Genomic DNA, 24,814 nt, shown 5'->3' with positions numbered 1-24,814 from the left:
TGCCCGAAGCTTTTCAAGGCCGCCCCGTTTTGGCAAGCAGCCGCGACTGAGCATCGCGAGCTAGTGACTCAGCTGCTGCAGCTTCAGGCACGCGACCCATGCCCCGACAGCGGTTTCCCAAAAGGCCGAAGGGCTTGCGAGCCCTGCCCATTTAGCCCCTCGCGATGGAATCCCCCATGCATTGCCAAATGCATTGAGATGACAGGCGAGACCTCACTACTTCAAAGCTTGATGGGTGACCCACTCATACTCATGTGCGGCGATTCACCTGCAGCACGTAGTAGATCTAATATCCACGCTGACTCCCCTTTGGTACCGGTGTATGCAATACCAGGCAGCCCTTTGACTAGGGAGGACACCTGCTTCATGTCGAGACCTAAAGCTTCGCGCAACACCTTCCCGACTATCACTCCGGATTTCATATCCGACAGTTGAACTACCCATAATCCTTCGGTCGCGACCAAGCGTTGACGAATCTCCGCGGGGGGGAAGCCTTCCCCGTCCACTTCGGCATGCATGCCGCAGTTGGAGCAATTTATGCTCTCGTACCATCGAAGCGTGCCTCCGCGACTAGATTGCCCGACCTTGACCGCGTCATCGAACCCACATCTGGGGCAAGCCGTAAATTGACTCATATTTGTCGGATCCTGCATATCCATTTTCCTTACCAACCTCGCATGCGAATATAGCGCTCTACCGTCTCGTAAAACCGTGCCTCCTTTGCACTTCCTAGAGGATGATGATCATAAATACCACGTTCCCACCATCGATGATGTAGCTCCTCGTGAACTATCGTGTCTCGCAAAGATGCGCGCGACGCAAACGGCTTCTTGCCGATCTGCGTACCACTCCCTCTCTCGGCGACCCCATGTCCGATAAAGGGGCTGTACTTTGGCGTATAGGTCAATTGAAGATCTGGAAAATCTTCTTTAATTACCACCTCGATGGCTCGATTTCTCGCAACCGCACCACGACCGGTGACGTGAGTTAGGTCTGATACATAGACTTGAGTTCCACCGGCGAATTCGACATTCTGATTCTTAGTCTTGGAAGCCATAGCGGCGGTGGCCAACCCCAACCCAAATTCCCCGTATTCCGAAGCGGGGCTGTTATATGGCACTCGCAGCGAATTCAACATTGGTACGTAATCTGGCGCACCAGGAATAGCGCCCCACAAAAGATTCAGCCCCCCCTCAGCGGCACCCACGACGATGTTCCCCGGCATCTTCGGGATGTCGATCGAAAACTCTCCTAACTTTCGTTGGAATGGCGTCAACTCCTGACCCTGCAAACTTCCAAAATCCATTCCTTGCGCAAAGCTAGACGGCCCGCCCCTTACATCGAGCCCCCCCGCCCGGACCTGCTCAATTGTTGAGCCTCGCGCCATCGGTGATGACTGCTCAGCAACGCTCCATTGGGCTGGTGCTGCGACGGGTGCAGGAATCGCTGGGCTCTTCCCAAACACGCTCGCGACAAGCGCAATGTCGTCCGCGCGAGCCAACATACTCTGGCGCCCCTCGTTTCCATAGTTCTCGTTGCGCGAGATGGCTGCCTGTGCCCCGTTTGCCGTCCCGTGCGCTTGCGCATCAGCTCTGGCTTGCACCTGTGTCGCATAGACCCGATCAGCACCTCGTGCTAGCGCAAGGTTCTCCGGGGTGTTTGCATCCGGCACGTAGTAACGCTGCCCCGACTCCGCGCCATTGGCCAGTTCGGGATTCAAGGTCAGCAACTGGTTCTTGACCTGGTTGATCTCTGCGTTGCTCGCACCTTTTCCGACCAGGGAAGCGGCAATGCCCCAGGCCCCGCGTGACGCCTCGCGACCCGCGACGCCCACACTTCGCGGAGTGCCCATCAGATCCCAGTTGTCCGAGTCGACGTACGGCACCGCAGCGGGAGCTTGCGGCGTCATCTGCCGGATGCCCAGCCGGTCAAGGCCCGCTTGGCGCGCCTGCGCATCCTGCGAGAAATTCCGCCCGCTGACCATCGGCAGGCCGCCATTGACGTCCACCCCGCTGAAGTTGTCGTTCAGCGCGAGGAACGCATCCAGCGAGTCGCTGCCGCCAGCGCTTCTGGAACTCTGCCCGTTGGCCCCCGCGATGGAGTCCCCCAACGCATTGCCAAAGGCATCTATCGCAACCTGAGTCGCGCTGATGCGTCCGCCTCGCATCGCGGCCGTGGCCGCGCCAGCAGTCAGCCCTGTCACAAGTCTTTTACCGAATTGGTCTTCGAAGTTCAGGGCCTCGAAACCCGGATCATTCATGCCCAACGCGCCACCCACCGCAGCACCGACGCCCGCGCCTGCCGCGGATGCCGCAACACTTCTCCAGCTAAAGCTGCTTTGAAGTCCGGTTACGACCGAGAGGCCCTGGGTCACCGCGCTGGATAGCGCAGCTCGGCCAGCGTATGCAGCAAACCTGTCCATACCTTGCACACTCTGGCTGATCGGCCCAAGATAGCTCCCAAGGCCAGCGGTTACACCAGCACCAAGTGCGCCAAGAGCGACTCCTTTCCAGCTAAAGGAATCTTGTGCCTCGATTCCAATACCTACGCTTTGGCTCACGACGGACCCTACTGCGCCACCTACAGCAGCAGCAGCAGCACCCACTGCGCCGTAGCCTCCGGCAAGTGCAGTAAGCCCGCTTGCGAAGGTGGTGCCAGCAGTCGCAGCACTAGCTGCAGTGACCCCTGCAGTGGCGCCAAAGGAGGCACTAGATGCACCGAATGCCGCCGAAGCCGCCCCTGCGGTCCAGATCGTCACCACCACAGCGACAACGATCATGATGATCTGCCCGACGGCCCCGCAGCCGCCATCCTGGCCCTGCGGCATCGCCATCATGGTCGGGCTGGTGCCCTCCATGATCTTGCTCGGGTCGTAGGGCTTGAACGTGCCGCTGTTGTTCGCGTTGGACACATGCGCCGGTATCGTCAGCACCTGCCCCACGCGCATCTCGGCGTTGCCGCCCAGCCCGTTGGCGTCCGCGATCAGATACCACAGGTTCGCATCGCCATACGCCCCCTTGGCGATGCTCTGCAGCGTGTCGCCCGCGCCCACCGCGTAGGTGCCGGGCGTGCCCGCCGGGTAGTTGCCGTTGATGGGCTGGTAGCCGAAGCTGAAGCTCGCCTTCTGCGTGTAGGGCGTGAAGCCCGGCACCGGAAAGCTGATGCCCGCGTAGAGCTCGTCGGGCACCCAGCCATAGCGCCCCAGCACCTCTCCGTTGACCACCAGCTGCCGCTGGCCCTGGGTCGGGTTCGCCGGATCGCCGTAGTAGGCGTACAGCGCCGTACCGTTCGCGTCGTTGACGAAGAAGTGGTTCTGCGTGACGCTCTGGTTGCCCGGGTCTCCGGTGTGCGTCAGGAAGCCGTTGACGTCGTAGTTGTAGCCCACACCGCCCTGCGCACCCGGGGCACCCGTTGTGGCCGAGCGGCTCTGGCTGACACTGGTGAGCTGCCTGTAGCCTTCGGCGCGCTGCAGCGTGTTGGTGGTGGTGACGAAGGTCGGGTTCGCCGGATCCGCGTTGGCGGTGACGTAGCCCAGCACGTTGCCCGCGTCGTCGTAGGTGTAGCCAACGCCGCTGAAGCTCTGCCTGGTGGGGCTCACAAAGGGCGAGACATGGGCCAGCGTGCTCTGGTAGACGAGCCGGCCGTTGTCGTCGTATTGGCTCTGGCGCACCTGGAGCGGGTCGCTGCCGCCATGGTGTTGCGTGTGCAGCGCGGTGTACTGGGGATCCAGATCCGCCACGCCGCTGGCGATCACACGGCTGGCGCCGTCATAGGAGCGCGAGTCCACCGCCGTGCCGTCGCGGGTGGTGCTCGTCAGCCGGTTCATGCCGTCGTAGTCGTAGACCTCCTCGGTTTCGCCGCCCGCTTGCACGACCCACTGGCCGTCGCCCTGCTGCACGATGCGGATGCCTTCGTGCTTGTCGCTGGCGCGCAGACCGTTGTAGTCATAGGTCAGGCGATGACCGTCCGGCCCCAGGTAAGAGCCGTCGGCGGTGGCCGAATCCACCAAGGTCTGGCGGTTCATGGCGTCGTACTGGTAGTAGCGGTCGCTGTCCGGGGGCAGCGTGCTCACGCCGGCATCGTTCAAGTGGGTGTGGATGTGCGTGCGGTTGCCCACCTTGTCGTAGTCGATGGTGAGCACCGCGCGCGCATCGCTCACCCAGCGCATGCGCCCGAGCGCGTCATAGGCGATGTGATTGTCCTGGTAGGTGACATTGCCCTTCACGGTGACTTCGCGCACGCGGCGGCCCGACAGGTCGTAGCGGTAGCTGCTGGTCTGGCCGACGGCAACATCCTGGATGCGGGTCTGCTGGCCGGCTGCGTCGTAGCCGTAAACGCGGTTCTGGCCCCGGCTGTTGCTTTGCGCTACCAGTTGGCGTGCGTTGTCGTAGCTGTAGGCATAGTTGGCCCCGCCGATGTCGCTGTGGCCTTGCAGCTGGCCGAAGTAATCGTACTTCCAGGTGGCCAGCGCGCCGTTGCCGTCCACCTCCACAACCTTGCGGTTGAACGCGTCGTAGCCGGCCCGGGTGCTCTGGCCCAGCGGCTGCGTGGTCTTGATCAGGTTGCCGCGCAGGTCGTAATCGTAGCGAACAGTCTCGCCCGCGCCGTTGGTCTGCGAGAGCAGGCGACCGGCCTGGTCCCACCGCTGGCTTTGGCTGATGCCCACCGATTCGAAGGTGGTGCGTACCTGCCGGTCGAGCTTGTCGAACACGAACGCCGTTGCATAGTTCTTGGCATCGATGGTGCGAACCTTGTTTCCGAAGGCGTTGTAGGCATGCCTGACCACGCCGGTGTCGACACCGTTGCCATCCGCATGGAGTTCGCGTACGAGGTTGCCGCCCGCATCCCACTCCTGGCCGTTGACGTTGCCATTGGCATCGCGAACCGCCACCTGCCGCCCTATGGCGTCGTAGTAGATCCGGGTGACCGGCGCGTTGGCATTGCTGACGTTGCCGTTGGCATCCACGCCCGAGTTGCCGTCCGCGTCGGTCTGCACCTGGCGGACCATCTGGTTGTTGGCGTTGTAGCTGTAGTTCGTCACCCAAGCGGTGGAACGCGGGTCGTTGATGCTCAGCACGTTGCCCCAGCGGTCGAAGGTCTGCTTGACCAACGGCCGCTGGTAGCCGTCCAGGCCGTTCAGGCCGGCGCTCTGGCCGATGACGCGGCCGCCAAGCAGCGGATCCTGGCTGATCGGGTACGGACCCATGTCGGTCGCGCCCCATCCGTACTGCGGCGGTGTCGGCGGCGTGCCGGGGGTGCCAGGCGTCGCGGGAACGTAGGCCGGCGTGGTGTCGGTGATGGAAACGATTCCCGCACCATTGAGCGCCAGGTCGCCAAGGGCGTGAGCCGTGGCCGCCGCACCGAGGCCAGGATGAAAGCTGTAGACGTATTCGTAGAGGCCGGGAGACAGATGGGCGCTGGTGATGTTGACTTCCCAGCCGAAATCGCTCCGAAGCCGAACCTGAAGGGGCAGGAAGCCACTGCCGCTGCCCTTGATGCGCACGCCAAAGCTGCTGATAGAGCCTGCGGGCGGACCGGGCACCCGCACCACGAAGACCGTTTGATAAATGGGACCGGTCTGCTCGTCATTGCCGATCTGTTCTTGCCGGGATTCGACGTACAGGCCGTCGATGCGAGGCAGGCCTTGAGCAGGCGTGGGCGGCGTGCCGGGTGTGCCCGGCGTGCCGTCGACCTTGTGGATCTGGCCGGTGGCATGGGCATAGGGCCCGGCTTCGCCGGGATGAGTCCACAGAATCTCGTACTCGTATTGGCCCGCGCCCAGGCCCGAGAGATTGATGGTGCTCCAGTCGCTGCCTGCAGCTCGGCTGATGCCCCATGGCGCACTCCAGCCGCCGCCCACCGGGCGCACCCGGATGGTTTGCAGGTCTCCCGCGCCGGGGCCTTGCCAGTCGAGCGTCTGCGCCGACCCGTTGACACCGGCCACGCCGAATGTGGCCAGGGGCCGCGGCGTGATTTCGAAGACGCCCATGGAGGTGGTGCGGTCGCTTTGACCCGGTGCATGGGTGATGGCTTGGTATTCGTAGCGCCCCAACGGGATCCCCGAAAGGTCGCCTCGGGCCGCATCGCCGAACCGCACCGTGCTGAGCTCGCTCCACGCGCCGCTGCTGCCGGCCAGCCGGTATTGCACCTGCACCCAGGCGTTCGGATCGTCCGGGCTCGCCACCTGCAGGCTCTGGCCGGAATAGCCGACACCATTTTGCGAGATGAGCGTCTGCCAGTTGGCCTGGAGATCCTTCTTGGCCACCACGACGCGCGAGATGCGGCCAATGCCACCGTAGCCTTCGCCGGCAGCGGGATTCCAGCTGAAGCTGGCGCCGCCGTTGCCTTGCGTGGCGTTGAGCGTCTGGCTCTTGACCTGTTCGGGCCCCTCGTTGCCTTGTGCATCGATGGGGATGTAGTAGAGGTCGACGCGCACGTCGCCGCTGCCCAGGCCTCCGAGCGCGTTCCAGCCCAGGTTGACGGTGTTGGTGCCGCTCCAGCCTTGGCTGCCGCGAACAGCACGGGAGGCGATTCCGCCCACCAGCGCATCGGTACGCACACTGACCCCGCCCTGCACCTCCTGGCGTTCCGGCAGGGCCTGGCTCAGGATGTGGCCGATCAGGTCATAGGTGGTGTCGGTGCGTCGCACGTCCGACAGCTGCGCGACCTGCTGGGCGTCGGCAGCGTTGCGCAGGTTGATGTCGCCGCGCCCCGAGCCGGCACTGCGGATGTCGGCAGTCTGGCGGCCCTGCAGGTCGTACAGCGCGATCTTGTCCACGCCGTCGCCCGCGTTGGTGCGCCACAGGCGCCCGGCACGGTCGTAGTCGAAGTATTCGCCGAGCTGGCCATTGACGCGCTTGGCCGTCAGTTCGCCGAATGCGTTGTATTCCAGGGCGGTGTCCACTTTGGCGCCGGACACTCCGGCTCCCGCATTGAGCGTGTCCTGCCCGGTGGCTTCGGCCGGGCTGCCTTGCCAGAGAGTGACCCAGGCCGCGCCGTTCCATTGCAGTATGCGGATGGTCGTGACGCTGGCGATGGGCTCGTTGTCCGGGGAGATGGTCACGCCATCGGGCCGCAGCACTTCGCCCGGCGCCGAGAAGGTGCGGGAGTAGCTGGCGGCATGGCCGGGCACCGTGGACGGTTCTGTGTTCTCCGTGCCCGCGACGTCGTAGCTGGGCGTGATGAAGTCGAGTTGAACCTGAACCGCGCCGCCAGCGGCGTTGACCAGATTCGCCAAGTGCGACAGTGCGACGCTGCCGTAGCTGGCTATCGGCGGCGCATTGCCGTCGGGCGACGGCACCGGGTTACCGCCCTCGCCCTCGCCTGTGCCGCTGCCGTACGCGCCGGGTGTCACCACGGCGCGCGGCCGAGTGGTGTAGATCCCGTTGGTTGCGGCCGCGCCTTGGGTGTAGTCGGCGCTGTCGGTCGACGTGCCGGGATCGTAGATGTGCGTCTGCTGGCCCAGGGCATCGTACTCATACGCGCGGTACAGCGTGCGCACGGTGCCTGCGTTGTCGGTCACGCCCTGCCATTCCTTGGCGATCAGGCCCAGGCTGTTGTAGGAGCTGTAGTGGTTGACGCCCATGGCATCGGTGCTCTGCACCGTGTGGCCCAGCGCGTCGTACTGGGCATAGCTGGTGCGGTCGGTGCGGGCGAGCGTGTCGGCGTCGCCCCAGGCATCCACCGGCTTCCGGTCGGGCAGGTAGAGGTGGTCCAAGCCGGTCATGAACGACAGCGATGGCCCCACGTACCGTGTCAGCTGCGCATCGAAGGGGCCCGCTGCACTGCCTCCCAGATAGACGGGCTGCCCCTCGTCCACGACGTACGGGTATTGGGGGTTGCTGGTGAGCGCCTGGACTTCCGCCAGGCTGGTGGTGTAGACGACATCGACGAAGCCCGGCTGCGCGGATGTGAGCCGGTACAGCCTGATGCTGCCCGGTTGCTCGGCCGTGGCGACATAGCCCTGGATGCCCTCGCCCACCACGAAGGGCATTGCCAGCCAGGACTGGTACTCCGACAGGTTGGTGGTGTAGAGGTGCTTGCCGAAGTAGGTGTTGTTGATCCTGTACAGCGCCGTTCCGCCCTCGAAAGGAGCGCTTGCGATGTAGCCCACCACACCCTCCTTGGCCCAGAGGGGATTCCCCTCGATGAAGGCGACCTCCGTATTGGGCGCCAGTGCGTAGGGCGGCAGCGGGCTGGGTGCCAACGGATTGCCCTCGGCATCGGCGCCGTTGAGGTACTCGGTCTTCATGACCACGTTGCCGAAGGCATCGCGGCGGAAGACGGTCAGCGGCGTGACCGGGGTTGCGCCGTCGCTGCCCGCGCGCGTGGGCTCGGCCACGGCAGTGACGCGGCCCAGCGCGTCGTAGTAGCTGTAGGTGGAGGCACCCTTGGCGTCGGTGGTGCGCGTGAGATTGCCCACGGCGTCGTAGCCGTAGCTGGTGGTCAGGTCGCCGCGCGTGCTGGTGCCGTTGGACGCGGAGCTGTACTCCACGTTGCGCCGGATCTCGCTCGTCTTGCGGTTGTTGCGGTCGTAGGTGGTGTCCACGCGGCGGTCGTTGTTGGCGTCCGCCACGGGAGCCGGCGGCGTGCCGCCTGCGTTGACCGCACCGGTCCAGCCCGCCAGGCTGCTGGTGCCGGCCCAGCTCACCGCCTTCGCATATTCGATGCGCATGGTGGCGTTGCCCACCGCATCGAACGCCTGGGTGGTGAGGTAGCCCATCGCATCGACACTGGCAATCTGCTGGCCGCGGCGGTCGTAGAAGTGGGTGCTCAGGGTCCAGGTGCCCGCACTCTTGAGTTGTGCCACCTGGGTGAGTTCACCGAAGGTGTTGTAGGTGTTGCGGGTCGTCTTGCCCGCGAAGGTATCCTGCGCAGTGCTGCTGCCGCCCTCGTGAACGTAGGCAGCCGCCTCGCGCACCTCGATGCCCCGGCCCAGGCGGTCGTACGTGGTCGACAAGGTGCGATCGGCATCGTGAACCAGCGCATCGACCGTGGCCTGGACCTGTGCGCGGCCCAGGCTCGGCGGATGCCCTGCCGCCAGGCCGGTCGCGACGCCGTAGCGGGTGAGCACGGTCGCATCGCCGAAGATGTTGCGGCTGTAGCCGGTGACGAAGCCCAGGGCATCGACCTCATGGACCACGCGTCCGGCGAGGTCGTAGGTCTTGTAGCTGTAGTTGCCGCCGATGTCGCGGTTGGCAACGGCATTGCCTAGCGCGTCGTAGGTGGTCTGGGTGTAGAGGGTCTGGACGGTGTCGTGGCGGCCGTCCAGCCCATCGACGGCGAAGGTGTCGCCCGAGGGGTTGTACACGCCCACCGGCGGGTAGATGACCTTGACCTGGCGTCCCACCTGGTCGTATTCGTACGTGGTGGTGCGCTGCTCGGGCCGCCCCGCTCCTTCCGTGCGGCTGCGCAGGTTGCCGAAGCTGTCGTAGGCCAGCACGGTGATGACGTTGCCGATACCGCTCGAGCCGGCGTTGACCTGCAGCCGCCCATCGCCGCCGACCGTGACAGCGGTGAGCTCGACCGGCGGGGAGATCTCCCGCAGCATGCGGCCGCTGCGGTCGTATTCGTACTGCCACACCAAGGTCTTGGCATTGGTGTAGCTGGTCTTGTTGTCCAGCGCATCGTAGGTCCACGACTCGGTGAAGTCCCCGTCGACGCTGGACAGAACGCGCCCTGCGGCGTCGTACTGGAAGCTCTTGCTGCGGTCTTCGGCGCTGGTGACGACAGCCGCGGCAATGGCGGCGGAGGTGCTGGCGGTGCCGGCAGGGATGGACAGCGCATAGTGCAAGGTGGCGCGCACCTGCCCGAGCCCGTCGTAGTCGGTCTTGCTGACGAAGCCCAGGGGATCGACGCTGTAGATTTCTTGTCCGCCGGCATTGAAGACGTGGGAGGACACACGGTCGTTGGCGGCGTCAAGTGCCGTGCGGGAACGGATGTCGCTCACGCTGGCGGTGGTGCTCAGCCCGGCGACGTTGAGGGCCTGCGCATAGCCGCGGCTCTGGACGACCTGCCCCAGGCCGTCGTAGATGGATTCGGTGACCGCGCCCTGGGCGTTGACAGCGAAGACCTGGCGGTTGGCCTGGTCGTAGGCAAAGCGCTGGATGCGGTCGACGCCCGCGTTGGCAGAGACGGCGCCCTGCAGGGCCGCATCGGTGTAGGTTGTGGCGGCAGTGGGCGCAGCGATGGGGTTGGCGTAGCCGATCTGCTGGGTCACGTTGCCGAAGGCGTCGTAGACGCTGCGGGTGACGCCGCCCAAGGCATCGACCGTGAAGGTCCGATGGCCTGCGCCGTCGTGGGCGAACACAGACACGCGGTCGGCGCCGGCGTCGGGCTGAACAGCCGTGAGCATGGCGCTCTCGGTGAGCGGCGCAATGGTGTAGCCGTTTGCGACACCGCTGAAGCCCAGAACGTCGATGGGCCGTGCATATTGGGCAGTGCGCACGACGCGGCCGACGCCGTCATAGGTGTTGCGCGTGACCGCACCCACGCCGTCGACGCGCCAGGCCAGCCGCCCTGCGGCGTCGTACACCATGTACTGCGCCTGGTCCATGTCGGGCGCGACGGTGAGATTGCCGAAGACGGCATCGATGTCGTTGGGCACGGAGCTGAACAGCGGCCACGCATGCGCGGTCTGGCGCACCAGCCGGCCCACACCGTCGTAGTCGTAGGAGGTGACCTGGCGCATCTCGCCCACGCCCGACACCAGATCGGACGTATTGGTGTAGCGCAGTTCGTACCGCAGCCGGTTGGCGTCGTCGTACAGGTAGTCGGTAACACGGTCCTGGTCGCTCGCAACGACCTGAGCGGGATCGGTCCCCTCTCCCACCGGATTGCGATAGCTGGCGCGGCGCGTGATGTTGCCGTTGCCGTCGTACTCGGTCTTGCTGACCGCGCCGATGCCATCCACGCTCCAGGTCAGCCGGTTGGCTGCGTCATGCACGTTGCGCACGCGCGCATCGTGCGCATCGTCGGCCACCGGGGCGGGCGCCGTGCGACCGTCCCAGGCCGCAAGCGCTGCGGCCGTCAGAGGCGTGGCATAGCGGCGCTGCGCGTCGATGTTGCCGTTGGCGTCGTAGCTGTATTGGGTGACATTGCCCAGGGCATCGACATTCCACGTGGCGCGGTTGGCGGTGTCGTAGACGCTGCGACTCCGCTGGTCGCGCGTGGCATCGGCCGCCACAGGCGGTGCGGACGTGCCGTTCCAGTTGCCGAGCGCGGCACTGGTCAGCGCCGTTGCATAGGCACGCGACTCCGTGACGTTGCCATTGGCGTCGTGGAAGTACTGGACCACATTGCCGGCGCCGTCCACCTTCCAGGTGGCGCGGTTCAGGGCATCGTAGACGGTGCGCACGCGCTCGTCGCGCGCCGTGTCGGCGTTGACGGGCGGATCGCTGGCGATGTTCCAGGTCGCCAGGTTGATGCGGTTGGCATACGCCCGCGTCTCGACGACATTGTTGGCCTGGTCGTAGGTGTATGCGACGACGGCGCCGGTGCCGTCGACGCTGAAGCGCAGACGGCCATCGCGGTCGTAGCGGCGCGATTCGACAAGGTCCACACCGGCGCTGGCCACCACCTTGACCTGGATCTGCGCGACGGTGGGAGCATTGCCCAGGCCCGTGCTGTCGATGGGCAGCGCATACGAGGTGCGGCGCACGACGCGGCCTTCGGCGTCGTATTCCTGGCGGGTGACGTTGCCCAGCGCGTCAAGCGTGAAGACGAGCCGGTTGTCGGCGTCGTAGGCCTGGCGCGTGGCATGGCCGTTGGCATCGACGATGCGCACGACGTTGTTGGCGGCGTCGTATTCGTAACGGCGCGTGAGGTCCAGACCGTCGGGGTCGACCTGCTCCTTCACGCGGCGACCGGCGCCGTCGTAGGTGTACTGGGTGGTACTGCCGTTGGGCGTGGTCACGCGCAGCACCTGGCCGGTGGTGTCGTAGGCGTAGGTGGTGACGAGGTTCAGGCCCGCGGGGTCGACCGTCTGGTGCAGGACCTGGCCGTTGAGGTCGTACTGGGTGGCGGTGACCACGCCGCGCGCGTCGGTGACGCTGACGGTCTGGCCCTTGGCATCGTAGCCGTAGCTGGTGACGAGGTTAAGGCCCGTGGGGTCGACGGTGCGGGTGAACAGGCGGTTGGCCGCGTCGTAGGTGAAGTTGGTGAGGACGCCGTTGGCGTCGGTGTGGGTGAGGACGAGCCCGGTCTTGTCGTAGGTGCTGCCGGTGGCAACCGTGGTGGTGGCATCCAGCGCTGCGGATGTCTGCAGCAGGTTGCCGCTCTTGTCGTAGCTGTAGCTGGTGGTGTTGCCGCGCCCATCGGTCACGCTCTGGGTCTGGCCCTGGCGGGTGCGCACAGTGGTCAGGGTCACGCCTTCGGGCGTGGTGACGGTGGTGCTGCGGTTGGCGGTGTTGTAGCTGTAGCTGGTGGTGTTGTTGAGCGCATCGCGCTGGGTGAGCACGCGGTCGAAGGCGTCGTAGCTCGTGGTGCGGCTGGCGTTGAGCGCGTCGACGGTGGTGACGATGCGGCCGAGCCGGTCGTAGCCGACCTGGCTGCGGTTGCCGTTGCCGTCGAAGCGCTCGGTGACGCGGCCGAAGGCGTCGTAGGTCTGGCGCCGCGTGATGGCGAGGGTGGTCGCATCGCTCACGCTGCGGGTCAGCAGGCCGCGGCGGTCGTAGCTGGCGGTGTCGGTGACGACATAGCCGCTCTTGAGCGCGTAGGTGGTGGCGGTGGCCTCGCGGAAGGCGTTGTAGGAATAGCTGGTGGCACTGTCCAGCGCGTCGGTGGTGCTGGCGCGGGTGCCGGTGGCGTTGTAGGTGTGCAGGACGTGGGTGTCCTTGGCGGGATCGGCCACGGCGGCGAGCTGGCTGGCCAGGCTGGCGGTGTTCAGGCCGCCGGGGGTGGTGGCGCCGAGCGTCACCACATCGACGCGGCTGCCGTAGACGACCTCTTCGGCCAGTTGGCCCAGGGCGTTGTAGCGGCTCTCGGTGACTTCGCCCATGGCATTGACGGTGTAGGCCAGGCGCCCGATGGGGTCGTAGAAGAAGAGCGTGCGATGACCGTTGGCGTCGGTGGTGCTGGTGCGACGGCCGGCGGCGTCGTAGGTGTGCGTGAGGCCGTTGGCCGTCCACAGGGCGAACGGATCGGTCAGGGCAACGGCGTCGCTGCCGCGGCCGTCGAGTTGGCCGATGAGGCGGCCCTGGATGTCGTAGAGCGCGCGGCTGGTGCGCTCGTCCGTCGTGCCCACCGCGGTGGTGGTCTGGACCAGCTGGCCGACGCTGTCATAGGCGAACTGGGTGACGGTGCCTTCCGCGTTCGTGCGGGTGAGCAACTGGTTGGCCGCGCTCCAGGCCTGGATAGTGACTTGATCGCGCGCAGCATCTACGGCCGGACGGATGCTGTCCAGGGTGGACGTGCCATTGACGGCGCCCGTCGGATTGGCGCGCCGGATGATCTGCGTGACGTTGCCCCGGGCGTCGTAGAGGGTTTCGGTGAGGTAGCCCTCTCCATCGACTTGCCCGACAAGGCGGCCTTGGGCATCATGGAGGTTGTAGGCGTGGATGTCGGCGCTGCTGTTGGTGCTGGGGCGCAGGCCGCTCAGGTTGTAGCTGGCGCGTGCGATGGCCACGGCAGCAAGACGCGCTGGCAGGTTGGCGAAGTTGGCGGCGCGATTGGCGTAGCGGACGGTCTGTACCAGTTCGCCAGCGGCGTTGTACTTGTACTCGGTGAGGTAGCCCTCGGCGTCCAGGGTGCCTTGCAGGCGCCCGTCTCGGTTGTACAGCTCGGTGACGGTGCGGTCCTGCTGGATGTCCAGTGCCGCGTAGATGGTGGTGACAGGCGTGCCCTGGACGACCTGGCTGAAGCTGAGTTCGCCGTCGAGGTAGTGGGCATCGCCTGTATAGGCGGCGGTGAAGGTCTGCGTACCCGGCGGCAAGAACACGCCCGACAGCGTGGCCACGCCGTTGACGACCTGGGCGGTGCCCAAGAGGCGGAGGCCTTGGTAGAAGCTCACGAGGCCGCCAGGGGCGACGCCGCCGACCTGCACGGACAAGGAGCCGTCCTTGGCGATCGAAGCCGCCGTGAGGTTGGTTAAGGTGACCGGGGCCTTGGTTATCGTGACGCTGCTTGTGATCTGCGAGGTCGCATTGTTCGCATCGCCCGAGTACACAGCCTTGATGCTGTGCGATCCCACATCGAGGGTGCTCACGCTCAAGGTGGCCTTGCCGTTGACCAGGGCCACGGTGCCCAGCAGGACCGCGCCGTCGTAGAAGCTGACTGTGCCGCCTTCGGGGTTGCCTTGGCCCGTGGGAGTGGCGGTGAGGATCAGGGGAGCGCCGTAGACAGGTGCGGCGGGGCTGGTCGTCAAGCCAACGAAACTCTCCACGGGAGCAGCCACGATCTGCTGGGACAACGCCCGGTAAGACTCAACGCTGACGGCCTGGTAGCTGGCATCGCCCGCGTAGCTGGCCGTGATGCTGGCCGTGCCCAACGGCAGACTGCTCAGTGTCAGTGTGGCTACGCCATTGATCACATCGGCAGTCCCGATCGCCGTGCCGTTGCTATAGAACGTGACCGGGCCGGTGACGGGCGGACCGTTGAAAGCCCCGTCGTAATAGATATCCGTTCCCCTGACCGCGATCTTGGCCATCAAGGTCAGCGGCGAGCCAGCCGTAGCCTGGGACCTTGACGAAGTGACCTCAATGGCGGGCGGAGCCTTCTCGATGACGATCTGCACCGTGCGGCTCACTCCGGCAGGATTGCTTGCATCGCCCGAGTACACCGCCGTGAGATTGTGCGTCCCCAGAGACAGCGGCGGAATCTGGAAGGAGCCGCCGCTGCCGACACCAAGCAGCGTTTGCCCCTCGAAGATGCTGAAGGTGCCTCCGCTGCTGCCGGAACTGGGATACAAACTCGCACGCAACCCAACCGGTATGCCGAGGACTGGCCTTGGCACGGAGCCCTGGGACAAAGTCACCGAATTGGCCGCCACAGTCGGCGCAGGCACTGCCGTGGACCCCGCAGCCACCTGGACCGAAGGCCCCGCAGCCATGACGCTGCCCTGGTTGTTGGCGTCGCCGCCATAGCTCGCCTGCAGCACGCTGGCGCCCAGCGGCAGGTAGTTGGTCACGAGCGTCGCGACACCATTGACCACCGAAGCCCTGCCCAGGAACGTCGCACCCGCGAAGAAGGTCACCACGCCGCTGGGAGCGGTTCCGGCCACCTGCGCCGTCAGCGTCACAGCTTCGCCCTGCGTCACGCTGGTTGCGGAAACCGCCAGCGTCGTCTCCGAAGCCTTGACAACAGAAATACCGAAAAGATCGGCCGCGCTCGCAGCATTGCCTGCGTCGCCGCTATATACGGCGCGTAGCGTGGGTCTGCCTACGGGAAGCTGGTCGGCGCTGAGACTGGCTTGGCCGTTGACCAATGCAACAGTTCCCAGCAACTCCAAGCCGTTGTAGAAACTAACAGTGCCAGCGGGCGCAAGGAGCGATCCCTCGCCCGCAGTGACTACCGCGGTCAAAATCGGAGGCGAGTAGCTCCCGGTCGTCTGGGCGATAGTCAGCGTTGTGGTGGTGGAGACTGCTTGTGTCGATGCCACGATCTGCTGGTACAGCGCCAGGCGAGACTCAAGGCTGACGGCCTGGTAGCTGGCATCGCCCGCGTAGCTGGCCGTGATACTGGCCGTACCCAACGGCAGACTGCTTAGCGTCAGTGTGGCTACGCCATTGATCACATCGGCAGTTCCGATCGCCGTGCCGTTGCTATAGAACGTGACCGGGCCGGTGACGGGCGGACCGTTGAAAGCCCCGTCGTAATAGATATCCGTTCCCCTGACCGCGATCTTGGCCATCAAGGTCAGCGGCGAGCCAGCCGTAGCCTGGGACCTTGACGAAGTGACCTCAATGGCGGGCGGAGCCTTCTCGATGACGATCTGCACCGTGCCGCTCACTCCGGCAGGATTGCTTGCATCGCCCGAGTACACCGCCGTGAGATTGTGCGTCCCCAGAGACAGCGGCGGAATCTGGAAGGAGCCGCCGCTGCCGACACCAAGCAGCGTTTGCCCCTCGAAGATGCTGAAGGTGCCTCCGCTGCTGCCAGAACTGGGATACAAATTGGCATACAACCCAACCGGTACGCCGAGGACTGATTTCGGCGAGTAGCCCTGGGACAAACCCACCGAGTTGGTCACCGTCGGCGCAGGCACTGTCGTGGATCCCGCAGCCACCTGGACCGAAGGCCCCGCAGCCATGACGCTGCCCTGGTTGTTGGCGTCGCCGCCATAGCTCGCCTGCAGCACGCTGGCGCCCAGCGGCAGGTAGTTGGTCACGAGCGTCGCGACACCGTTGACCACCGACGCCCTGCCCAGGAACGTCGCGCCCGCGAAAAAGGTCACCAGACCACTGGGAGCGGCCCCGGCCACCTGCGCCGTCAGCGTCACAGGTTCGCCCTGCGTCACACCCGTCGCGGAGGCCGTCAGCGTCGTCGCCGTGGGCGACCGCACCACCGCGCCGTTCTGACCCGATGTGTTGCTGGTGGCATTGATCGCATCGCCGCTGTACACCGCCTTGAAGGCCGCGGCACTCGCCGGACCTGCGATCTGGATCGATGCAATGCCATTGACCAGCGCCGCGCTGCCTACCACCGTAGCGCCGTTGTAGAAGGTCACCGTGCCGCTTGGCGAGATCGGAAAAAGGGAAGCCGTGCCCACGGATGCGCTCAGATTCAATGCCGATTCGCTACCCGATACAACGAGCACAGTCTTGGTGGGGTTTGGACTGATCGTGAGGCTTTGCGGGCTGGAAGTTACCGCCGCGTGCATGGCGTCCCCCGCATACTCCGCTCGAATGTTCAGATTGCCCACCGGCAGGCTGGCGATCTCGAGCATAGCCAGCCCGCCGATGACTGTTGCAGTCCCGATGAGTACCGTTCCGTTGTAGAACTTCACCTCGCCGGCGGCTGACGCAAGTCCGGGCGGCTGCATGGTAGTCAGCGCGACCGACAGCGTCACCGCTTGTCCGTAGCTTGGGTGAGTGCCGAAAGCCCCGCCGTATGCGTCGAATCTGCTTGAGAAACTCAGTGCGGCGCTGGTGGTTGCACCCGAGATCGTCTTTAGGGCGATCGGCGAAATGCTCGCAGGCCGCTGTACATCGCCCGAGTACGCCGCGCGGATGCTGTGCCCCCCCACCGGCAGCTCAGTCGTGACGAGCGTGGCCACGCCATTGACCACCGCCGCGCTGCCGATCACGGTCTCGCCGCTGAAGAACGTCACCATCCCGCCGGGATTGGTCCCCTCGATGGTGGCCGTCAAGGTCACCGCCGTGCCCAGCGGGGCCGGCGCCGCACCCACGTTGAGCGAGATCCCGCCCACGGTGGCCGGATCGATCAGCAACTCGATGTTGGCCCCATTGCCCAGCTGCGTCACATCGATCGGATTGGCCAGTTGCGTCACGCTCAGGATGCGCGACGCCCCGTCATAGGTGGTCTGCTTCACATAGCCCAGCGCATCCACCTGCCAGGTGAGCCGGTTGGCCGTGTCGTAGAAGCGCCAGACCTTCTGGTCCCGCGCCGTGGCGGCCGGACGGATGGCATCGAGGCCGGTGGCCGTGTTGGTCGCACTCCAGGCGGTCGTTGGCTTGCCGACCCCATCCACCAGGGCCGCCGTGCCGATCGGCGTCGCATAGGCAATGGTCTGCCGCAGCTGCCCGTTGGCGTTGTACACATACTCGATCACCGCCCCCGTGGCATCGATGTCGGCGATCTTGCGGTCCGCCGCGTCGTACAGCATCCACTTGCGCACGCCCGTCGGGTCCTGCGTCATCAGCAGGTTGCCGTCCTTGTCGTAGGCATAGGTGGTGGTGCCCAGCACGCCGGTGCCCACGCTGGTCTGCGTGACGCTGACCAGCCGCCCGGCGCGGTCGTAGGCCGAGATGGTGACCAGGCCGCTGGCCAGCGTGACGGTGGTCCTGGCGTTGGCGTCGTCGTAGCTGGTGACGGTGACGTTGGCCGTGGCGCCGCCGTCCAGGGACGGGCCGCTCGCGGAGAGCAGCCTACCCAGGCCGTCGTAGACGTAGTGGCTGACGCCGGCAGTCGCGCCGGGCTCGATCTTCTGCAGCAGCAGGCCGCGCGGGTCGTAGATGTACTGGGTGGTGGCGGCGGTAGCAGGGTCGCCCTGCCCGCTCGCATTGACGGCCCCGTAGGTGGTGGCGGTCTGGAGTTCGCCGCGGCCGTCGTAGGTGTAGTCGGTGCGCTGGCTGCGCGTGAGGTCCTGGCCCTGGCGCCAGGTGGTCATCTGCGCCTCGGTGGGCACGGCCGTCTGCGCGAGGGCGGCGGTGTCGTACGGGGCGCCGGCGTATTCGACGGCGCTGGTGCGCAGCCCGTTGGCGTCGTAGCTGTATTCGGTGACGTTGCCCTGGGCGCTGACGGTGAAGCGCAGCTGGTAGGGGTTGTTCTGTGCGTAGACGTAGCGCACGGTCTCGGGCAGCGCGGCCTCTTTGCTGAAGGCGCCTCGGCTGGTGGCGGCATCGGCGTAGAGGGTGTCGGTGAGCAGCTGGTTGGCGGCGCTGTAGGTGCGGGTGCGGGTGTCGCCGGCCGAGTCGACTTCCTTCAGCAGGTTGCCGCGCTCGTCGTAGGTGAGCGCCACCTTGTGGCCTTCGCCGTCGGTGACGAGGGTGAGGTTGCCCGCGGCGTCGTAGACATAGCTGACCTGGCTGAGCCCGGCGGGGTTGCCGGCGGTGACGCCCTGGCGCACCTGGACGAGCTGGCCCTGGGCGTCGTAGAGGTAGACGGCGGCGGCGCCGAGCGCATCGGTGACGGTGGTGGTACCGGCGGCGGTGTCGTAGGCGAAGGTGGTGACGGCGCCGAGCGCGTCGGTGACGCTCTGGACCTTGTAGACGCCGCCGGCCTGCACGTAGGTGAAGGCCAGGCTGGTGCCGTCGCTCTGGCTGACGCTGGCCACGCGCCTGCTGGCGCCGTCGTAGGTGTAGGTGGTGACGTAGGTCTTGCCATCGGCCACGCTGTTGTCGTCGGGGCTGAGGTCGACGGTGACGGTGGACAGGCGGTTGCTGCCGTCGTAGGCGTAGCGCACGCGGGTGGAGGTGGCGCCCCCGGCGGTGACGGTGCGGATCTGGGTGAGGTTGGTGCCGCTGTAGTCGTAGTGGGTGACGTCGCCGTTGGCAGCGGTGGCGGACTGCACGGTGCCGTTGGCGTTGTAGGTGTAGCTGACCGTGTTGCCACTGGCGTCGGCGGCCGAGACGAGGCGGCCCTGTCCGCTGGCCTGGTAGCGCTCGGTCAGGCCGCTGTCGCCGTCGGTCCAGATGAACTGGGACGCGCCTGCGTCGTGGGCGATGGTGTCGAAGGCGCCCGCGCCGGCGGTGCTGACGTAGAGGTTCCTCGCAGCGTCCCAGGTGTAGACGGCTTGGGCGCCGTCGCGGTCGGTGCGGGTGAGGGTGCTGCCGGCGGTGGCCACGGTGCCGGTGAGCAGCATGCGCTGGCCGAAGGCGCCGACGGCCCAGTTGTCGGCGTTGTCGTCGCTGAGCTGGCCCTGGCTGTTGTAGGTGCGCAGGCTGACGGTGTCGGGACCGCGGCCCAGGAGGAGTTCGTCGCGGGTCTGCAGCACGAGGTTGCCGGTGGCGGCGTTGACGTAGGCCTGCTCGCCGCTGCGCCCCTGCCCCGCCGTCCCCGTCTGACCGCGCTGGCCCAGTGTGGCCTGCGAGCCCAAGCTCAAACCCAGACTATTGCCGCTGACGATTGCAACCATTGAGAGCCTCACCCATTGTTCCTGGGAACCGCCGATCGGCAGCCTTGGGATCCGCCCGCATCGCTTGGAGAGGGGCGGCTCACACGGAGGGACCTCCCCTCTGGCTGTGCCAGCCCCATACCGGGCTGGCTTACGGTTCTTCTGCGGAACTCATCCAGCGAGTTGCCAATTCGTTTAGCGGGAAGACCAACTGGAATGCAGGGGCAATCGCACGGAGCCTCAGCAGCTGCCGCTAAACAGATCGCCTGGGCACTGGATATGCTTGCGAAACGTTGCCTCGCCGCTGGCCTGCCTGTCTGGCAGATCCGGATGCTCCGACGCAGCGGATACCACCCCCTCCCATGCCTAAGATGGTCTTCGAAGACCGGAGATTGATATGACGAACAGTGAACCCATTGCGTTCGATGCCCTGATGTCCCAAGGCATGGCGGCGAGCCAAGCCAACGATGGTGCGCAAGCGGTCGAGTGGTTCCAAAAGGCGAGCGCCGCCGAGCCCGCTGCGGGCCTGCCGCAATTTTTGCTGGGTGCCGAACTTGCGTCGATGGGCAACATGGACCAGGCCGAAGCGGCATTTGCCAATGCCACGCGTCTGGCGCCAGACTTCCCGATGGCGCGCTACCAGTTGGGCCTGTTGCAGTTCAGCTCGGGGCGAGCAGCCATCGCGCTGCTGACCTGGCAGCCGCTGCTTCACTTGCCCGACTCCGATCCGCTTCCCCACTTCGTGAACGGATTCGCGGCACTGGCGCAAGACCGCTTCGACGAGGCCTTGCGGCACTACGAGCAAGGCTTGGCGCTCAACACCACCAACGATGCATTGTCTGGCGACATCGAGAAAATCATCGCAGGCATCAAGGCGCTTGCGCCAAATGCAGCACCGTCGGCAGACGGCCCCGGGGAGTTGCCCGCCGAATCTGACACCCACGTCCTGTTGGCCAACTACCAGCAGCAGGGCCGCCCGCATTGATTGCCGAGCAGGACTGCGCATGCCCTCTCCCAGCCCACGCACGACCCGATGATTGACCCGTCGACGCATTTGGCGGCCATGATCCGTGCCCAGTTCGGCGCGCAGTTTCGTGCGCAGGTTAAGGAGCGCGCCACTGTCGCGAGGGACGTGCCCCGCAATGCGGATGACCCCCGCTCGCCTCCTGGAAAGGACCAGGCGCAAATACAGGAGATGGTGGCGCTGCGTGTGCGGGCGCTGTCGCCCGATGATCCGCAGCGACAGCGCAAGGCTTTTCGGCTCTTTCTCGAATCGGTGCTGATGCAATCATTCGGCCGCGAGCGGCTCGACGACAGGGGGTTCGACCAGATGGTCGATGCTGTCTTGCAGCGGATGGAAAGCGATGCCGGCCTCCATGCGGCACTGCGCGAAGCGGGCGACCTCCTGCTCGCCGATGCGACGCCAGATGCCCACGGTCGACCCGCCTCGCGCCCGGGGGGGGCTTTGCCGCGCTAAGCGCCTTCTTCGCGTTTCAGTTCAGGTTCGAGGCCCGGCGGCAACAGATCGGCCATGTCGCCGCCCAAGGGAGCCGCGCGCCCGCCGAGCAGCCGCCTCGCAAGGCGTTGAAGATCGTTGGCATCCTTCACTTCGCCGCTCAGCAGTGCAATGGCATAGCGGCCCGACAAATTGCCCGGGTCGAGCCGCTGCGCCAAGGCGGCATGCGCCTCGGCATCTTGCCGCAACTGCTGCATCGCAAGAACGACCGCGAGTCCGCCATGACTCTCTCCAAAGTTCCGGTCCAGCGCCAGCGCAGCCTCGAAGCTGGTGCGTGCCGCCGGCAAGTTGCCCTGCAGGATTTGCGTCCATGCAAGGCCATGCCATGTCCCGATGTGTGCCGACATGGCCGACAGCGCGCGCACGAAGGCGGCGTTGGCTGCCGCCAGATCACCGGCCAGCAGCGCGGCAAAGCCCCGGGTCGACCAAGCCCGGCCATCGTCCGGATGGCGCTGCAAAGCCGCATCTGCCAATGCGGCCGCGCGCACGGCGTCGCGCGCCGCCAATGCCAATGAAGCCTGGGCCACCAGGGCTTCGACCGGAGGTTCATCCGGCGTGCTGCCGCCAAGGCTGGCTGCCGACCAGCGCTGCGCTGCGGCAAGCTCGGACGCATCGACGGCGATGAGGCTCGCGACGCCGGCGGCACTGACGTCGAGTTGGCGGCTTGCTTCCGCTTCCTTCGCCCAGGTCATGGCACGGGTGAGCTGACCGTCGTGATGCAGCGCCCGCAGCCACAACTGCTGCAGGGCCCGCGTCGCGACCACCGGTTGCGTGCCAGCAACTTCAGATGCGGCAGTCCCGACTTCGACCGTCGGTGCCAGCCGTGCGATGCAATCTTGATAGCGGCCACGCCTCAGATCGATGAAGGCCAGGTTGTGCAGCAGCACTTCGGCAAAACCAACCGGCGGCTGCGGTGTGTTCGTCAATGCCTCAAGCACGCCGGCGGCTTCGTCGTAGCGCTGCTGCGCGAGCCAGAAGTCGCCTTCGCGCAATCGCCAGGCGAGCGGCTCGGCCTCCAGGGTCTGGCCGTGTTCCAGGTGAAACCGCGCGCGCTCCCACTCTCCGCAGGACAGCGCGGTCTCGAAGGCGTCGATCAAGAGCGCATTGTTGGATGGATCTTCGCGCAAGAAACCGTCGAGTCGGTCAAGGCGCTGGCGTGCTGCGGCGAGGTAAGCGGTCGATTGGGTCATAAAGGAATGGATGTGGTCTTTTGGCCGATGGAGGTCACCAGGACACGTCGCAACGCGCGTCGTTGCTCAGAAGCTCACGCAGCCGCAGCAAACCCTGCCGATGCAGCTGCGAAATACGCCCTCGCGTCACCCCCATGGCGTCAGCGATTTCGTCGAACGGAACGTCCTGCAGATAGTGGTGGCGGATCACGCGCTTCTGCTGCTCGGAGAGCTGATCAACCAGCCCACGGAGGACGGTACGCAATTGCTGGACTTCGGTTTTCCGGAAATAGCTAACTTCGGGGGAAGGCGCATGAGTGTCGCCGCCGAAGGACTCGGCGTCGACCATGCCCGTGTCCTCGAGCAGGATACCCAGCGCGAGACCGATGCCGACCTCCGCGAGATAGCGAAAGAGCTTGTCGGCATCGCGCGTCGACGACCGGCCCGCTGCGGTCTCGTTCGTATTGGTGCCGGCGGCTTCCTGTGCGGCCTCTTTGGCCGCTTCGAGACGCTCCTGGCGCAGACGCATCTTGATGCTGATCTGCTGGTTTTTTTCGGTGAGGCGCACGAGCCCGTTGAGCACGGCACCCTGCACGCGCTTGGCCGCGAAGGTCTTGAACTGTGCGCCCTGGCCCGGATCGAACCGGTCGACCGCTTCGACGAGACCGACACGGGCGAGTTGCAGATAGTCTTCGAACTCCACATCGCTGTGGGTGCGCCGGGCGAAGACCGTGGCAGCCACCATGCGCGCATAGGGAAGATAGTGACAGATCAACTGCTCGCGTGCTGCGGCGTCGGCACCCTGCCGCCAACGGTTCCAGAGCGGTGCCGTATCCAGATCGGTATCGGCGTCCACCGGCATCGAACTTGCGCGAGACATCGTGCGCGTCGTCTCAATGGAAACTGCCGACCAGTGCCTTGAGCACAAGGCTCCAGCCATCGACCAGGATGAACATCAGTATCTTGAGCGGCAGCGCGATGGTGGTGGGCGGCATCATCATCATGCCCAGCGCCATCAGGATGCTCGACACGATCAGGTCGATCAGCAGGAAGGGCAGGAAGATGACGAACCCGATCTGGAATGCAGCCCGCAATTCCGACAGCATGAACGACGGGATGAGTTGCACGTTGCTGATGTCGTCCATCGACTTGGGAATGGGCGCCTTCGACAGTTCCACCATCAACGCCAGATCGGCTTCACGCGTCTGACGGACCATGAAGTCGCGCAATGGCGCAATGCCCTTGCCGTAGCCCTCCTCGACCGAGAGTTTTCCGGCCATGAACGGCTCGAAGGCATCCTGATTGAGCTTCTGCAGCACCGGAGACATGGTGAACAGGGTCAGAAAGAGCGCCAGGCCGATCAACACGGTATTGGGCGGCGTTTCGTTCATGCCAATGGCATGGCGCAGCATCGACAGCACCACGATGATGCGCAGGAAACTCGTCAGACACACCACCAGGGCCGGGAGGATGGCCAGCACCGTGAGGCCGAGCACCACCCGCAGGGCCTGCGCCGTTTCGGTGGCGGGAGTGCCTGAAAGCACCGGTGCGCTCGAAGACAGCGGCGCTGCATTCGACTTGCTGCCGCTTTTGGGAGCAGTCCTGGTCTCGGCAGTTTTTGGTGCGGGTGCCGGCTGTGCCACAGGAGGAGTGGCCGCCGGGGACACGGTGCCGCCCGACATCTCCGGTGCGGGAACCGATTCCGGCTCTGCCTGCGCGCGCGCATCACTGACCGGCCAGGCAAACAGGCAGACGGCCAACAGCACAAGCCAGATGGCGAGATGCAACGGCAGCCGCGCACGTCGATCGCGCTCCCCCACAGTACGTACGGCAGCACGCGTCATCGGAGTGCCTCGATGGTCGACCCCGCAACCGGCTCCGGCGACGGCTCCTGTTCGGGGGTCGAGGTCTCGGCGAGCAGTTGAATCGACTGGGCCGTGCACCCCAGCAGCAGTCGACGCCCACCCCAAACCACCACATGCAGGCTGTGGCCCGACGACAGTCGCGTGCTCGACACCCGTTCGATCTCGCGGGAGGACGCGGTGTCGAGCAGTCCGCCGAATCGCAGCCAGGAGGCCCCGCCTGCCCTCCTGGCAGGGGAGGACTTTCGGCGAGCCACCGCCAGGGCGCCAGCCAGCAATCCGCCCGCGACGAGAATCGCGATCCACCATCGATCGCCGGCGCTTCCGGCGGCGTCATTCGGATGTCCGCGTTTGACGGGAATGCTGGAGGGCAAGCTGGTACCGCCTGACAGTGCCACGGCATTGCCGCTGTCTCGCGTGCTCTGTGCATGGATGGGTGGTACCGCGAGCAGCAGACCCGCCGCGACCATGCCGCAGACAAGACTCGACTTGCAGGCGCCGATCCGCGGCTGCCATTTCGCCCCTGCGTCCATTT

The 24,814-nt window shown here is 65.7% G+C and carries 7 protein-coding genes; 2 read left to right on the top strand and 5 right to left on the bottom strand.

Features of this window, described 5'->3' with window-relative positions:
* Window positions 1–664: 664 nt before the first annotated feature.
* A complete protein-coding gene (locus GOQ09_RS12035; RefSeq protein WP_157613626.1) occupies window positions 665–19,753 on the bottom strand; it encodes an Ig-like domain repeat protein in 19,089 nt (6,362 codons plus the stop codon).
* 376 nt (window positions 19,754–20,129) lie between these two features.
* Between GOQ09_RS12035 and GOQ09_RS12030 the strand changes: the two genes are divergently transcribed.
* Together GOQ09_RS12030 and GOQ09_RS12025 are read left to right on the top strand one after the other, a co-directional pair.
* Window positions 20,130–20,717, top strand: coding sequence for a tetratricopeptide repeat protein (locus GOQ09_RS12030; RefSeq protein ID WP_157613625.1), 588 nt, complete (start codon window positions 20,130–20,132; stop codon window positions 20,715–20,717).
* A gap of 48 nt (window positions 20,718–20,765) precedes the next feature.
* Window positions 20,766–21,209: a hypothetical protein gene (locus GOQ09_RS12025; protein WP_157613624.1), complete on the top strand. Its 444-nt coding sequence runs from the start codon at window positions 20,766–20,768 to the stop codon at window positions 21,207–21,209.
* Here the strand turns inward: GOQ09_RS12025 and GOQ09_RS12020 are convergent.
* The 4 genes from GOQ09_RS12020 to GOQ09_RS12005 are packed head-to-tail and all read right to left on the bottom strand — an operon-like array spanning window position 21,206 to window position 24,812.
* Entirely contained in the window at window positions 21,206–22,438 is a 1,233-nt protein-coding gene (locus GOQ09_RS12020; protein ID WP_157613623.1) for a tetratricopeptide repeat protein, read from the bottom strand. The genes GOQ09_RS12025 and GOQ09_RS12020 overlap by 4 nt on opposite strands.
* Before the next feature lie 34 nt (window positions 22,439–22,472).
* Window positions 22,473–23,279 (bottom strand): sigma-70 family RNA polymerase sigma factor, encoded by an 807-nt coding sequence (locus tag GOQ09_RS12015; RefSeq protein WP_165442081.1) that lies wholly within the window; start codon window positions 23,277–23,279, stop codon window positions 22,473–22,475.
* 31 nt (window positions 23,280–23,310) lie between these two features.
* The gene (fliP, locus tag GOQ09_RS26345; protein WP_242631091.1) at window positions 23,311–24,261 is read right to left on the bottom strand and encodes a flagellar type III secretion system pore protein FliP; all 951 of its coding nucleotides are present in this window, start codon (window positions 24,259–24,261) and stop codon (window positions 23,311–23,313) included.
* The gene (locus GOQ09_RS12005) at window positions 24,258–24,812 is read right to left on the bottom strand and encodes a flagellar biosynthetic protein FliO (protein WP_157613621.1); all 555 of its coding nucleotides are present in this window, start codon (window positions 24,810–24,812) and stop codon (window positions 24,258–24,260) included. Before GOQ09_RS12005 ends, fliP begins: the two co-directional genes overlap by 4 nt.
* Window positions 24,813–24,814 lie beyond the last annotated feature (2 nt).

The organism is Variovorax paradoxus (genome assembly GCF_009755665.1).
Classification (GTDB): Bacteria; Pseudomonadota; Gammaproteobacteria; order Burkholderiales; family Burkholderiaceae_C; genus Variovorax; species Variovorax paradoxus_G.
This window is presented reverse-complemented; position numbering and strand designations above follow the sequence as displayed.

Coding starts and splice junctions, on each gene's coding strand:
- GOQ09_RS12035 (WP_157613626.1), bottom strand. CDS start 19,753: ATGGTTGCAATCGTCAGCGGCAATAGTCTGGGTTTGAGCTTGGGCTCG.
- GOQ09_RS12025 (WP_157613624.1), top strand. CDS start 20,766: ATGATTGACCCGTCGACGCATTTGGCGGCCATGATCCGTGCCCAGTTC.
- GOQ09_RS12005 (WP_157613621.1), bottom strand. CDS start 24,812: ATGGACGCAGGGGCGAAATGGCAGCCGCGGATCGGCGCCTGCAAGTCG.
- GOQ09_RS12015 (WP_165442081.1), bottom strand. CDS start 23,279: ATGCCGGTGGACGCCGATACCGATCTGGATACGGCACCGCTCTGGAAC.
- GOQ09_RS12020 (WP_157613623.1), bottom strand. CDS start 22,438: ATGACCCAATCGACCGCTTACCTCGCCGCAGCACGCCAGCGCCTTGAC.
- fliP (WP_242631091.1), bottom strand. CDS start 24,261: ATGACGCGTGCTGCCGTACGTACTGTGGGGGAGCGCGATCGACGTGCG.
- GOQ09_RS12030 (WP_157613625.1), top strand. CDS start 20,130: ATGACGAACAGTGAACCCATTGCGTTCGATGCCCTGATGTCCCAAGGC.